General features: G+C 66.7%; 14 protein-coding genes. 11 read left to right on the plus strand and 3 right to left on the minus strand.

Translation table 11 applies throughout. The annotated features are described in order from the left end of the window. Nucleotides 1–82 precede the first annotated feature (82 nt). The 7 genes from ABC270_RS04990 (at nucleotide 83) to eno (ending at nucleotide 4,203) form a co-directional block, all read left to right on the plus strand. Complete coding sequence (locus ABC270_RS04990) at nucleotides 83–415, plus strand: hypothetical protein (RefSeq protein ID WP_412879778.1); 333 nt, start codon at nucleotides 83–85, stop codon at nucleotides 413–415. Next, on the plus strand, nucleotides 408–590 hold the full coding sequence (locus tag ABC270_RS04995; protein ID WP_412879779.1) for a universal stress protein: 183 nt from the start codon (nucleotides 408–410) through the stop codon (nucleotides 588–590). The genes ABC270_RS04990 and ABC270_RS04995 overlap by 8 nt, the downstream gene beginning before the upstream one ends. Continuing rightward, nucleotides 587–1,333 carry a 2,3-bisphosphoglycerate-dependent phosphoglycerate mutase gene (locus ABC270_RS05000; RefSeq protein WP_251155647.1) on the plus strand — a complete coding sequence of 249 codons (747 nt, stop codon included), beginning with the start codon at nucleotides 587–589 and terminating at the stop codon, nucleotides 1,331–1,333. Before ABC270_RS04995 ends, ABC270_RS05000 begins: the two co-directional genes overlap by 4 nt. Further along, nucleotides 1,330–1,833, plus strand: a complete 504-nt coding sequence (locus ABC270_RS05005; protein WP_217508192.1) for a fluoride efflux transporter FluC — start codon at nucleotides 1,330–1,332, stop codon at nucleotides 1,831–1,833. The genes ABC270_RS05000 and ABC270_RS05005 overlap by 4 nt, the downstream gene beginning before the upstream one ends. Further along, complete coding sequence (locus ABC270_RS05010; RefSeq protein WP_251160802.1) at nucleotides 1,830–2,201, plus strand: fluoride efflux transporter FluC; 372 nt, start codon at nucleotides 1,830–1,832, stop codon at nucleotides 2,199–2,201. The genes ABC270_RS05005 and ABC270_RS05010 overlap by 4 nt, the downstream gene beginning before the upstream one ends. A gap of 47 nt (nucleotides 2,202–2,248) precedes the next feature. After that, nucleotides 2,249–2,734, plus strand: coding sequence for an inorganic diphosphatase (locus tag ABC270_RS05015; protein ID WP_251155644.1), 486 nt, complete (start codon nucleotides 2,249–2,251; stop codon nucleotides 2,732–2,734). A gap of 134 nt (nucleotides 2,735–2,868) precedes the next feature. Then, on the plus strand, nucleotides 2,869–4,203 hold the full coding sequence (gene eno, locus ABC270_RS05020; RefSeq protein WP_251155643.1) for a phosphopyruvate hydratase: 1,335 nt from the start codon (nucleotides 2,869–2,871) through the stop codon (nucleotides 4,201–4,203). On the opposite strand, the gene ABC270_RS05025 is transcribed toward eno, so the two are convergent. Continuing rightward, nucleotides 4,188–5,099: a LysR family transcriptional regulator gene (locus ABC270_RS05025; RefSeq protein ID WP_289473898.1), complete on the minus strand. Its 912-nt coding sequence runs from the start codon at nucleotides 5,097–5,099 to the stop codon at nucleotides 4,188–4,190. The genes eno and ABC270_RS05025 overlap by 16 nt on opposite strands. 85 nt (nucleotides 5,100–5,184) lie before the next feature. Here ABC270_RS05025 and ABC270_RS05030 point away from each other — a divergent pair, with 85 nt between their 5' ends. Both ABC270_RS05030 and ABC270_RS05035 read left to right on the plus strand, forming a co-directional pair. Further along, nucleotides 5,185–6,342, plus strand: coding sequence for a TDT family transporter (locus tag ABC270_RS05030; RefSeq protein ID WP_251155641.1), 1,158 nt, complete (start codon nucleotides 5,185–5,187; stop codon nucleotides 6,340–6,342). Beyond that, on the plus strand, nucleotides 6,339–6,923 hold the full coding sequence (locus tag ABC270_RS05035) for a uracil-DNA glycosylase family protein (RefSeq protein WP_175327031.1): 585 nt from the start codon (nucleotides 6,339–6,341) through the stop codon (nucleotides 6,921–6,923). The genes ABC270_RS05030 and ABC270_RS05035 overlap by 4 nt, the downstream gene beginning before the upstream one ends. 345 nt (nucleotides 6,924–7,268) lie before the next feature. Here ABC270_RS05035 and ABC270_RS05040 read toward each other — a convergent pair whose 3' ends face one another. Further along, complete coding sequence (locus ABC270_RS05040) at nucleotides 7,269–7,535, minus strand: LuxR C-terminal-related transcriptional regulator (RefSeq protein WP_290132722.1); 267 nt, start codon at nucleotides 7,533–7,535, stop codon at nucleotides 7,269–7,271. Nucleotides 7,536–7,767: 232 nt separating this feature from the next. Next, nucleotides 7,768–8,202 (minus strand): hypothetical protein, encoded by a 435-nt coding sequence (locus ABC270_RS05045; protein WP_412879780.1) that lies wholly within the window; start codon nucleotides 8,200–8,202, stop codon nucleotides 7,768–7,770. Between ABC270_RS05045 and ABC270_RS05050 the strand changes: the two genes are divergently transcribed. Together ABC270_RS05050 and ABC270_RS05055 are read left to right on the plus strand one after the other, a co-directional pair. Continuing rightward, complete coding sequence (locus ABC270_RS05050; protein ID WP_412879781.1) at nucleotides 8,189–12,295, plus strand: beta strand repeat-containing protein; 4,107 nt, start codon at nucleotides 8,189–8,191, stop codon at nucleotides 12,293–12,295. The two genes, ABC270_RS05045 and ABC270_RS05050, sit on opposite strands and share 14 nt — an antisense overlap. 6 nt (nucleotides 12,296–12,301) lie before the next feature. Then, nucleotides 12,302–13,006: a hypothetical protein gene (locus ABC270_RS05055; RefSeq protein WP_412879782.1), complete on the plus strand. Its 705-nt coding sequence runs from the start codon at nucleotides 12,302–12,304 to the stop codon at nucleotides 13,004–13,006. Nucleotides 13,007–13,275: the final 269 nt, after the last annotated feature.

Genomic DNA, 13,275 nt, shown 5'->3' on the forward strand with positions numbered 1-13,275 from the left:
CCGGACCCAACCTCGACACTCGTCGACAACAGTCCCTATCTCAGCTGGTCGCGCTTCTGCACGCCTGAGGTAGGGAGATGTCATGGTCGAATCGAACACTGCCGGTGTTGTCGTCGTCGGTGTGCAGTCCGGGCAGGCGCACGACGTCGTCGGTGTCGCGGCTGCCGTCGCTGAACGCTTCAGCGCCCCGATGGTGTGTGTGGTCGTCGATCCGGCGCTGCTGTCAGCGGGGATGCGTGCGGACGGGTCGGAGATCATCGAACCGATCGACCCGGACACGGCGGACAGCGACCCGCAGCAGCTTCCCGACGATGACGTGCGGGTCATTCACGGTCTTGCTGCGGCGCGGTCAGTGGGCGTCGAGATTCTTCTCCCGGGTCGGAGATCCGAGTCACGCACTCGCTGCGGTGGCTGAGGAACGTGACGCGGTGATGATCGTCGTCGGATCCCAGGCTGGCCGACGCCGGATGGCGGAACTGCTCACCGGGTCCGTCGCCGCGCATCTGACGCATCAGCAGCACCGGCCGGTGCTGGTCGTCCCGCACGACCCGGTCGGCGCCACCGTCCTCCTCCCGTCGGAAGCCCCGTGACTGGCACGCTGACGCTCCTGCGGCATGGGGAGAGCACCGCGAACGAAGCCGGCACCTTCACCGGGCTCCTCGACGTCCCGCTCACGCCCCACGGACGACGGCAAGCGTCCGCAGCCGGATGGCTCCTCCGGTCGAACCACATCACGCCGGACGTCGTGGTCACCTCCACATTGCGCCGTGCCGTCCGCACCGCCGAACTGGTCTGCGACGCCCTCGGGACGCAGCTGCCCACGGAAGCGGTGTGGCAGCTCAACGAACGCAACTACGGCGCCCTGACCGGGATGACGAAGACCGACGCCCGTCACACGCTCGGTGACGACGAGTACATGCGGCTCCGCAGGTCCCGTACCGGCACACCGCCACCGATGTCGCTGCAGCTGTGGGAGGAACTGCGGTCGAGCTCCGCGCTGCACGGCCTGCCCGACGGTGCCCTCCGACGCACCGAGGCGCTCTCGGACGTCATCGAGCGGGTCCGTCCCGTGCTGCACGACCGGCTCCTGCCGATGGTGCGGTCAGGGCGGAGCGTCCTCGTCGTCGCGCACGGGAACTCGCTCCGCGCACTCTGCGCATGCATCGACGACCTCACCGACCCGGAGCTCGAGCAGCTCAACCTGCCGACCGGGCAACCCGTGCAGTACCACCTCGCCCCGACGGGTGCTCTCGTCCCTCGGGGTGGGGCGTTCCTCGATCCGGTAGCAGCACAGCACGCCGCGGCGTTGGTCGCGGCAGAAGGCGGAACATGACCACCCGAACGGACACCCCGATGCCCGACGACCAGCTCCCCTCCGACCCCGACGTCGACGTCTCCGACCCGTCAACGGCGATGCGGCCGGTGCATCTGCGGTGGCGGTACGTCGGCCTCGTCGCCATCGGTGGGGCAGCCGGTACTGCTCTCCGCGACGTCATCAGTAGCCTGCTCCCCGCCCAAGGCGGGGCGAGTTGGTCGATCTTCTGGATCAACATCACCGGAGCGCTGGCCCTCGGTGTGCTGTTGGAAGCGCTCGCGCACCGCGGGCCCGACGCCGGCCGCCGACGCGTGCTGCGGCTGCTCCTCGGCACCGGGGTCCTCGGCGGGTTCACCACCTACAGCACCCTCGCCGAGTCCACCGCCGCCCTGTTCCTCGACGGGCACGGCCTCGCCGGCACCGGCTACGCACTCCTAACCGTCCTGTCCGGCGCGATCGCGACCGCGGTCGGTCTCGTCGTCGCCGGCTGGTTCCGACCCCGCACGGAGGAAGCATGAGCCCGCTCCTGGTCCTCGCCGTCGCCCTCGGCGGCGGTGCCGGCGCTGCCGGCCGGTTCCTCCTCGACGGGCTCATCAACACCGGCCGAGAGTTCCGGCTCCCTGTCGGCACGTTGACGATCAACATCACCGGGTCGCTGCTGCTGGGGATCACCGTCGGCGCCGCCACCCACCTCGGCGCGGTGCCGGTCGCCGTCCTCGGCACCGGGGTGATGGGCGGCTACACCACGTTCAGCACCGCCAGCTTCGAAACCGTCCGCCTCGCCCGCAGCGGCCGCATCACCGCCGCCGCGATCAACGGTCTCGGAATGCTCGTCGTCTCCGTCACCGCCGCGACCGCCGGCATCCTCCTCGGCGGCACCCTGTGACCACCCCGCCCACGGACCACACACCCGCTCCAGAACCGGAGGCATCCATGCTGTTCGACGTCACGATCGAGATTCCCCGCGGTAGCGGCAACAAGTACGAAGTCGACCACGCCACCGGCCGGATCCGGCTCGACCGGGCGGTGTTCACCAGCATGGTGTTCCCCCAGGACTACGGCTCCATCGACAACACCCTCGGCGATGACGGCGACCCCCTCGACGCCCTCGTGCTCCTACCCCGTCCCACGTTCCCCGGCGTCGTCATCACGGTCCGGCCGGTCGGGATGCTGCGCATGGTCGACGAAAACGGCGGCGACGACAAGATCCTCACCGTCCCCGCCAACGACGACCGCTTCGCGCAGCTGCAGGACATCACCGACGTGCCGGAGCACACGCTGGCGGAGATCGAGCACTTCTTCTCCCACTACAAGGAGATCGAGCACGGCAAGCACGTCACCACCAATGGGTGGGCCGACCGTGCTGCTGCCGAAGCCATCATCCGCACCGCACAGGACGCCCACACCCGACACCCGTGACCTACGGGTCCACAGACTGCCGCGGGGAGGCACTGGCGCCGAGTGATCGCCAGCAGGTTGTCCCTCCGCTTCCCCGCGGCTTCCCGCAACCACCCGCCAGCTCGACGTATGACCCGAACCGAAGGAGCGTCACCATGAACGACTACATCAGCGGCATCCACCATCACGGAGCCCATCAGGGCGAGTACGTCACCCACCACGACCACCCGATCACCATCGACGCCGTCCACGCCGCCCGCATCCTCGACTCCCGCGGCTACCCGACCGTCCGCGTGTCCCTCGAACTCGACGACGGCAGCACCGTCACCGGGGACGCCCCAGCGGGCGCCTCCACCGGCGCCCACGAAGCCGTCGAGCTGCGCGACGGCGGTTCCGCGTTCGGCGGCCGCGACGTCACCCAGGCGCTGCACCTGATCGACACCGACATCTCAGGGCTCCTCACCGGCCGGTCCTGGTCGGCGATCGGGCAGATCGACGCCGCCCTCGCCGACCTCGACGGCACCACCGGGTACCGTCGGCTCGGCGGGAACAGCGTCGTTGCCACCTCGATCGCCGCCTCCAGGGCTCTCGCCCACGCCGCGGACCTCCCGCTCTGGCAGTGGATCGCCGAGATCACCGGCTCGACGCCGCGGATGCCGGTCCCGCACTTCAACGTCCTCAACGGCGGCGCGCACGCAGCGAACAAGCTGAACTTCCAGGAGTTCATGATCGCCCCCGTCAACGCAGGCTCGATGGCCGACGCCGTCCGAACCGGCGCGGACGTCTACCACGCCCTCGCGAGCCTGGTGCGGGACCGGTTCGGCAGCCTCGGCCTCGGCGACGAGGGCGGCTTCGCCCCTTCGATCGCTGCACCCGAGGAAGCGCTCGACCTGCTCGTCGCCGCGATCCGCGCCGCCGGCCACGAGCCGGGCGTCGATCAGGTGGCGATCGCCCTCGACCCGGCCGCGAACGAGTTCCACCAGGGCGCCGGCTCCTACCGGATGCTCGACGAAAGCCTCGACCGGGACGGACTGGTCGACTACTACCGACACCTCATCAACACGTATCCGGTCCGGAGCGTCGAAGACGGGTTCGCGGAGGACGACCATGAGGGGTTCCGCCGCATGCAGGCAGCGCTCGGCGGCCGGATCCAGACCGTCGGCGACGACCTCTACGTCACCGACCCGCAACGGATCCGCGACGGCGGCGAACAGCAGCTGACGAACGCGGCACTGATCAAGCCGAACCAGATCGGCACCGTCTCACAGACCCTCGAAGCGATTGCCACCGCCACCAGCATCGGGATGGGCAGCATGGTGTCGCACCGATCCGGGGAGACCACGGACACGTTCATCGCGGACCTCGTTGTCGGAACCGGCACCGGGCAGATCAAGTCCGGCGCACCCGCCCGGGGGGAACGGGTCGCGAAGTACAACCGGCTCACCGAGATCGCCGAGCAGCACCCGGATCTGCCCTACGGACTGATCTGACCACCGACGCTCGAGCTGCGGGCGGTGTCCAGGAACGCCGTCACAGCAGGCCTCGGGTGGCCCGACCAGATCGCACGCAGCGACCGGATCAGTGGCGGGCCGAGCAGCGGCACCCGGACGAGGGCGCCGTCGGCGAGGTCAGTGTCGACCGTGCGGAGACTCATCACCGCGGGCGCGATGCCTGCCCGAGCGTTGGCGCGGATGATGCCCGTCGTCTCCAGCACCGCCGCCGGCGGCGCTAGGGTCAGTCCCGCGTCGTCGAGCCATGCCTCGACCGTGGCGCGGGTGCCGGACCCTTCCTCCCGGAGCAGCAGCGGCGTCTCCGCGAGCTCATCCGCGGTGATGACCGAAGCGCTTGCCCACGGATGATGCGGAGCGACGACGACCACGAGTTCGTCTTCGTCGACCACCAGCGAGGACAGGTCAGGTGGCGCAGCAGGGGTCTCCGTGAATCCGACGTCGGCAGCGCCGGAGCGAACGAGGTCGGTCACCGCGGCGGAGTTCCCCGCGATCAGGCGCACCGACGCCTCGGGTGTCACGGCCCGGTGGGCGAGCAACCATCCGGGCAGCAGGAGTTCGGCGATCGTCTGCGACGCCGCAACCACGAGGGACCCCACGGGTTCTCCGAGTGCGGCAACTCCTGCTTCGAGCCGCCGGGAGGTCTCCAACACCGGAACAGCCAGACCGAGCACCACCCGACCGGCGTCGGTCAGCGCGGTCCCGGATGCCGCCCGGAGCGCCAGCGGCTGACCGACCGCCTGCTCCGCGGCACGTAAACGCGCAGACACCGCCTGCTGCGTCACCCCCAACACCTCAGCCGCGCGGGTCAACGAACCGGTCTCCGCGACGCGGACGAGGACCTCGAGGGTGTCGAGGTCCAGAGTCCGGTCCGTCAACCGCCGCAGTGCCACAAACGACCATTGTGCCCTGCCAACGAGTTCGCCGTTCCCGAACCGTGGGCAACTTGCGCACGCTTGATGCATGTCCGCTCATCCCGCCCACGCACCCGCAACGTCCGAGCACGGTGTGCGCGACCGGCGGCTGTTCCGAGAGCTGGAGCGGCCCGGCCTGATCGTGTCGAACCTCACCCCGAACTGGTTCGCGTCGATCATGGGCACCGGGATCGTCGCCGTCGCGGCTGCGTCGCTGCCGCTGCAGTTCCCGGGGCTCCGCACCGCCGCAACACTCGTCTGGGCGATCGCGGCGGTGCTGCTCGTCGCCCTCACGGTCGCGATGGTGCTGCACTGGGTCCGGTACCGGAGTACCGCAGCCAAGCACCACCTCCATCCGGTGATCTCGCACTTCTATGGGGCACCGCCGATGGCGTTCCTGACCGTCGGAGCCGGAACGATCCTCCTCGGCAAGGACTGGATCGGCCTCCCCGCCGCCGTCCACATCGACTGGGTCCTCTGGAGCATCGGCACCATCGGCGGCCTGCTCACCGCGGTCCTGGTGCCGTACCTGGCGTTCACCCGTCACGAGAACGGACCCGACTCCGCGTTCGGCGGCTGGTTGATGCCGATCGTCCCGCCGATGGTGTCCGCCTCCACCGGCGCGCTCCTGCTGCCGTACGCACCCGCCGGGCAAGTGCGGGAGACGCTGCTGTGGTCCTGCTACGGATTCTTCGGCCTCAGCCTCGTCACGTCCCTGGTCGTGATCACGCTGATCTGGAACCGACTCGCGCAGCACAAGGTCGGCGCCGCAGGCATGGTCCCGACCCTGTGGATCGTCCTCGGACCGGTCGGGCAGTCGATCACCGCAGTGAACCTCCTCGCCTCGAACGCGCCGACCGTGGTTGATGCGTCGACCGCCCACGCGCTCCTCGTCGTCGCGCTCGTGTACGGGTTCGCGATGCTCGGCTTCGCGCTGCTGTGGACCGTCATCGCCCTCGCCATCACCATCCGCACCGCTCGAGAACACCTGCCCTTCAGCCTGACGTGGTGGTCGTTCACGTTCCCCGTCGGTACCTGCGTCACCGGGCTGAACGGCCTGGCCCTGCACTCCGGACTCACCGTCGTCGCCGTCCTCGCAGTCGTCTACTACGCCGGCCTCGTCGCCGCGTGGATCACCGTTGCCGTCCGCACCTTCCACGGCTCCGTCATCCGCGGCACGCTCCTCGCACCACCACAGCCGGCGTGAGCACCCCTGACGAACTCGCGGATGAGGTCGCGGACGTTCGATCGCTGAACGTCCTCGCGGAGGCATGGCGCACCGCACCCGACGGCTCGCGACGGTTCGTCCCGAGCTTCGACCCACGATCCGGCGGCACGTCCAGCCGAGTGCTGGTCCTCATGCAGTCACCCGGCCCGCAGACCATTGCCGCAGCGCACTCGGCGGTCTGCAGCGAGGACAACCCGGGGCCGACCGCGGCCGCGTTCCGCGCAGCCCGCATCGAGTCCGGACTTGCACGCAACGAGTACCTCCGCTGGAACCTCATCCCGTGGGAACTCCCCGGCCGTGGACGACCCGCAGACATCGACGAGGGACGACATGCCCTCGGCGTTCTCCTCAGGGCGCTTCCCTCCGTCGAGGCGATCGTCACGTACGGGAGCATCGCTCTCGAGGGAGTCATGCGACACCTCACCCTGGACGAGCACGCCCGACTCGTCCCCGTCATCGCGGCACCACACCCCTCTCCCGCCAACGGCCGCCACCGCGCGGAACAGCACCGACGTTCCGTCCAGGCACTCCGACTCGCCGCAGGGACGCGTCGGATGTAGCGAGGCTTCAGCTGCCTTCACCGGCAAGGCACGAGTGAACCGGTAACCGGTGGCTCATCGGCCAGCCGTGGCCCGTCTGCTTGCCGCGGGTCGTCGAGTCGCAGATAGCCCGTCCGTTTTGATTCTCACCGGGCTGCCCTAAACGAACGTCGGGAAGCCCACCAGTGGGCCGTATCAGCTCGGCAGATTGTGCCGTAGGTCGTATCCAATGTCGGCGAGGAATTGCAGCCGGTTCCGTACTTCTGGCAGCGATGCCGAGTCGTCGTCGTTCCGCAGGTCGGCGCGGAGGAGTGTGTTGGAGTTGTTGATGTCGTCAGCGCCGGCGAAGCCGTCGGGCCGAGCTGATCACTCGCTGAGGTCGAGCAGGAAGTCGAGCCCGACGACGTCGTTGGTCAGGAGCCCGATCACGAAGGCTATGGCGACGAGAGCGGGCAGGTTTGGTGCGTTGAGGAGCCGCCGAAGCTTTGTCGCGTGGTAGGCGATCGTTGCGGGTGCGAGTGAGAGTTTGCGGGCGATAGTGTTGAAGTCGTCGCCGCGGGCGATGCCTTGGAGCACGGCGAGTTCCTCGGCTGACAGCTTCCGCCGTGCCGCGTCTCGGTCTTCGGTCCCCACCTGCTGACAGTACGACCGACGGCGATGCGGCCGATACGTGCACCGAACCCCCCGTTGTGGGGTCATCGCCTCGCTTGGGGACTATCGGATCACATAGTCTTCGGCCGATCCCGTAACGATTGTTGTTCGGCGGCGCATACGGTGCACGTAGTTCTGGGCGCGTACTTCTTTCTGAGGTTTTGGGGCGGCTCAGGTAGGACTCCGCGGTGCTTGCGGCCGCGAAGTGAGGGGCTCACGTGTCGTTGTTGTCTGGCCGGTTCCGGCTGCTCTGGGTTGCTGTGCTTGCGGTTGTCGCGGTGCTTGGTGCGATGCTCACCTCGATGTTCGTCGCGGCGGCTCCGGCGCAGGCGTCGACGTCGGGTACCGGGGGACAGTTCGTGGTGACCTCGGGTCGGATCGTCAGTGGGCATGCGCTGACGGCGGGGGCGTGGACGACTGTGCAGGTCGCTGGGCTTGCTGGTGTGCCGTCGGATGGGTCTGCCGGCGCTGTCGTCTTGAACGCGACGGTGTCGGGGGCGAGCGGTGAGGGGCAGCTGCACGGCCGTCCTGACTCGTCGACGAACTCGACGTTGATGGTGACGTACAACAGTGATGGTCGAGGGGCAGCGTCGGACACGTCAACGCTCGCGGTCGGCGCGAACGGCACGATCCAGGTGGAAGCAGACACGAGCGGGATCTTGTACCTCGACGTGCAGGGCTACTACACGACCACCGGTGGAGGCGCCGGGGTTGCTCCGGGCGGCTTCGTTCCGCTGCCGGGAACGCGGATCGTCGATACGCGGAACGGGACCGGTGCCGCGCAAGCGACGATTCCGTCGGGTGGGTCGCTGACAGTGCAGGTCGGCGGTCAGGGCGGTGTTGCGTCGACCGCGTCAGCGGTCGCGGCGAACATCATCGTCGTCAACGGGTCGTCGACAGCAGGGTACGTCACGCCGTATCCGGCAGGCGGAACCAAGCCCTCCGAGTCGCTGCACTACGTCGCGGGTTCTGGGATCGCGACGTCGAACACGGTGCAGGTCGCGTTGAGCTCGTCCGGGCAGGTGACGATCGCGAACACGGGCGGCACGGTCAACATCGTCATCGACGTGCAGGGGTACTTCGCCGCGACCACTGTCGGCGGATCATTTACCCCGGCGTCCGGAGCCGGCTTGCACGACAGCCGCGCGTCCGGGAACACCACACCGACTGCTGGGTCGACGACCGTCATCACCGCTGATGGTGTCGCCGGCGTCCCGGGCCTCGGCCACGGGGTCTCCGCCGTCGCGCTGCAGCTCACTGCGATCAACTCAGGCAGCAGCGGTGGGAACGCGGAGATGTGGGCGGACGGGGCAGCGAAGCCGCCGACCACGTCGATCAACTTCAGCGGAAACGACATCCGGTCGAACACGATCATCGTCGCGGTCGGCACGAACGGGAAGATCGACCTCTACACGTCATCGACCACCGACTACCAGGTGCTCGTCGAAGGCTGGTACAACGCGCTTCCCACGGGCCCGTCGACGACGAACCTGACCGGGTCGCGGTCGTCGGCGACGAACCTGTCGTTCCCGGTCGATGACCGCACCAGCGCGCAGGTCGACGTCGCGACCGGCAATCTGCTGCTCTCGACCAATGCGTTGACGATGACCGGCGTCACCAGTTCCGTCGCCATCGGCGCCGCATACAACTCCCGCGGAACGGAGACGGCCAGCACGGTCGCGCCGGATGCGAACAAATGGGCGTACGCGCTCGACGGCGCCGGGTCCCTGTCGAACAACGCCAACGGAGTCGTCTACACCGGGCCGGACGGGTCGACGTGGCAGTTTACCGCCGGCGCCGGCGGGACATTCACCGCCCCGGCCGGCCTGGACGCCACGCTCGTGCAAACATCGGGTGGCTACAAGCTGACGTCTTGGACCTCCAACCAGGTCGTCCACTTCAACCTCGCCGGTCAGCCAACCAGTGTCATCGACCGTTACTCGAACGAGGTGGACCTGAACTACAACAATTACCTATTGAGCACCGTCGTCACGAACGCTGGCCCTTCTGCGGCTCGGACTGCGTCGGTGGCGTACAGCAACGGCACGACCACGATCAGCCAGACCGACGGGACCAACACCCGCACCGTGTCGTGGTCGAAGAACAGCAGCGGCAACATCACCTCGTTCGTCGACGCCGACGGGAAGACCACCACCTTCACCTACTCCGGCACTGACCTGACCTCGGTCACAGCACCGGACGGCGGGAAGACAACGTTCACCTACAACGGCTCCGACCAGGTCACCGAGGTCGACCAGCCGACCGCAACATCCGCCACCGCGGCCACACGGTTCAGCTACGTCTCGAGCACGGAGACGCAGGTCGCGTCCCCGAACACGGACAGCACCCAGTCGGTCGCGTCCGTCGCGCACACCGACTACACCCTCGACCCGTCTACCCACGATGTGTTGAGCGCGGTTGACCCGGACGGCAACACCCGGTCGGCGTCCTACAACCCGGACAACAACGCTGCAGCCTCCACGACAGCGGGCTCGGGTAGTGAGTCGACGACGACGAACGGGACATGGAGCGGCAACACTGCGACGTCGAAGAAGGTGTCGCTGACACAGGTGCAATCCACGTCCGGAGCGTCTGGCAGCCAGACCACCGGCCCAGCGGCGACCGCGACGTACGCCAACTCTGGCGCGGCGGCGTACCTGCCCAGTCAGACGACCGACGGCGACGGCAACACCACGAAGATCTCCTACGACACGCAGGGTGGGATCAGCGGCAGCTCGGTGAATGGCAGCGGCGGCAGCGGACCGAGCTCGGCGTCGCAGGCAACCCTGACGCGCAACACGAACGGCACCCTCAAGAGCGCTACGTCGCCGGGGAACCAAGCAGCGAACCTCTCGACGCAGTACGGCTACGACGCGAATTCGCAGCTGAAGACCGTGACGCCTCCGACGATCGCGGCGAACACCGGGACGCAGCTCGGCACGAAGACGTACACGTACGACGGGTATGGGCGGATGGCATCCGAGAGCGACGGCAACGGCCACACGACCTCGTACACCTACGACGACGATGACCGGCAGCTCACGGAGTCCTTCTCGGATGGCACCACAACAGTCACGAACACCTACGACGGCAACGGCAACGAGCTCACCAGCGCCTCCGCGGGTGGGACGATCACGAACACCTACGATCCGGTCGGCCACTTGACGAGCACGCAGAACTCCGCCGGCGGGTCGACGATCTCGTACACGTACGACCGGGTCGGCAATGAGCTCACCAGCACCAACGGTGCAGGCACGGTGACCTACGCGTACGACGCGGCGAACGTGCTTTGGGCGATGACGTACCCGCATGGGTCCGGCACGGAAACCGACCGGTACAAGATCGACTCGCAGAGCCGACTCACCGACGCCTACACGGCAGCCGGCGCGAACGCGAGCAACACGACCAACGCGACGAACACGCAGCCGACATCGTTCCAGGGACACATCCACACCACGTACGACCAGGGCACAGGCCGTGAGAGCGAGGTCGTCGCCTCCACTGGCCAGGACGCGAATAAGGTGTTCGACACGACGTACTCCTACACGACCGCTTCGGGCGCATCCTCGAACCAGCTGCAAAGCGCCACCGACACCCTGACGGGGAAAGTCACCCACTACGGGTACGTCGATTCGAACGGCAACAGCACCACCCGTCTCACCGGCGTTACACAAACCGGGGGCACGGACGACGTCAACTGGGCGTACACCTACGACGCCGACGGGAACCGAACCGCCGCGACCGAGTCCGGGGCGGCGACGTTCAACCAGGCCCTGTCGTACAACGTGAACGACCAGATCGATTCCGCCGGGTACAGCTACGACGCAGCGGGCAACATGACCGCAGCACCCGGCGCGACGTACGCGTACAACGGAGCAGAGCAACTCACCTCCGAGACCCTGAACGGAACGACCACGAACTACACCTACGCGGGAGCAGCCCAGGACCAGCTGCTGACCGCCACGACCGGGTCGACGACCACGTCCTACACGTACGGGCAGTCCGGCATCGACACGTTCACCAGCAACGGATCGACCTCTCGAGTCCTCGCGAACCCGTCCGGACAGGTCTTGGACCTCACCGACGCGAACGGCGACACCGCAGCGTTCGTCGTCGACGGCATCGGCAACCAGGTCGGTGCACTCACCGACACCGGCAGCAACGCCTTCACCGTCAGCTACGACCCATACGGCACCGGCGACGTCACCACGGGCAGCACCAGCCCGTTCTGGACGCAGAAGCCTTTCGGGTTCAAGGTCGGAGCACGAGCCAGCCAAACCCAGAACGCCATCGTCCGCTTCGGGCTCCGCTGGTACCTACCCACCACCGGTACCTGGACCCAACGCGACACTCTCGACGCGCCCCTCGACCCCAACAACGCAGACCGGTACGCCTACGCCGGCGACGACCCCACCAATGGCAGCGACCCTGCGGGCAACTCGTACACCTCTTATGGCTTGGACCTCTGCCTCGACGTCTGTCTTGGTCCCTCGCTGGACGTCTCCGACGACGGGGGACCCTGGGGATTTTCAACGAGCGTTGGAGCGGGGGAGGGATTCTCGGTCGGCACAGCCGAGCACTCCGGAGAGGTCGAACGCGGTGCTGAGACTGATTTCGAGTGCGAACTGGGCAACTACGGACTCGGTTACTCCAGCTCCGGAGGGTGGTCTGTGGGAGAGCAGTCTGATTACTCGGAAGAAGTCAAATGTTCCCTCGAACGAGACCTCACAGCAACCTTCTGATCGTTGATGACAAAAGACATGCAAGAAAACTCGATGAAGAAGCAAACGCCACCAATCGTAGCTGTGGCGTTCGCCCTGATCGGAGCGGCAGTCGTTGTACGACTCGTTCTCGCAGGGTTGTTTATCGCAGGAGATGACGTTGTTTCTTCCCCAGTTGTGAAGCCGAACCAAATCATCTTTAACTTTGCAATTCAGATATGCATAGTGTTTGCTTTGGTTGTCGTTGGGGTGGCACTCATCCGCGGTAAACCGTCCGCACGATACTGGCTGATCGGTCTCTCGCTTGTGGGTATCATGGGTCCTGCTCCGCAGTTCTTGTTAGCGCCAATGGGGATGGGGGTAGTCGGAGGTGGTATTTTGTTTTCTCGGTCGTCAGCGCGGTTTTTCGAACCCTCGCCAAGTGCAGTCGAGCAAAATGATCTGAGGAAGTTACGGTCGCTCGCTCGAACCGGCCTGATCCTAAGTATTTTTCCGCTGACAGACCTGGCCGGGATAGTTCTGAGTGCGGTCGCATTTATTCGCCTTGGGCGCGTCAACGAAGGGCGTGCTATCGCGCTAGCTGGAATTATCGTGGCGCTTGCGACAGTGCTTTTGACGGTTATTGCAGTAATGCTGATCGTTCCCGAGTTTGTTCACGCCTTCCAGGTCTGCTCTAGCCTCGGTGATGGAGTGCATGTGGTGCGGGGAGTGAAGTACACCTGTAATACATGACTAACAGCCGCATAGGTGCAACGAGATAACCCGGCACATTTCTCACGACTAGAATTGGCGGTTTATCGGCCGAGCATTCGGTAAGAATGCGTTCTACCCGATGCCCTGCGGCCACCAGCCGGAGAACTACAACTTCCAGCTCGGCCACGGGGCAGTGAGCGTCGGTAAAAGCAGCATGAAGCCGGGATACATCGCAAACGTAGCATTCAAGGGCGTCGGCCGCATGTTTGGAATACGACTTGCATGACACCCAGCCGGATCTTTATGCG

It is taken from the genome of Curtobacterium phoenicis (genome assembly GCF_047238015.1).
Classification (GTDB): Bacteria; Actinomycetota; Actinomycetes; order Actinomycetales; family Microbacteriaceae; genus Curtobacterium.

Excerpts from the sequence above, each read along its gene's own strand:
- ABC270_RS05030 (WP_251155641.1), top strand. The coding sequence starts at position 5,185 with ATGTCCGCTCATCCCGCCCACGCACCCGCAACGTCCGAGCACGGTGTG.
- ABC270_RS04990 (WP_412879778.1), top strand. The coding sequence starts at position 83 with ATGGTCGAATCGAACACTGCCGGTGTTGTCGTCGTCGGTGTGCAGTCC.
- ABC270_RS05015 (WP_251155644.1), top strand. The coding sequence starts at position 2,249 with ATGCTGTTCGACGTCACGATCGAGATTCCCCGCGGTAGCGGCAACAAG.
- ABC270_RS05010 (WP_251160802.1), top strand. The coding sequence starts at position 1,830 with ATGAGCCCGCTCCTGGTCCTCGCCGTCGCCCTCGGCGGCGGTGCCGGC.
- ABC270_RS05005 (WP_217508192.1), top strand. The coding sequence starts at position 1,330 with ATGACCACCCGAACGGACACCCCGATGCCCGACGACCAGCTCCCCTCC.
- ABC270_RS05055 (WP_412879782.1), top strand. The coding sequence starts at position 12,302 with ATGACAAAAGACATGCAAGAAAACTCGATGAAGAAGCAAACGCCACCA.
- eno (WP_251155643.1), top strand. The coding sequence starts at position 2,869 with ATGAACGACTACATCAGCGGCATCCACCATCACGGAGCCCATCAGGGC.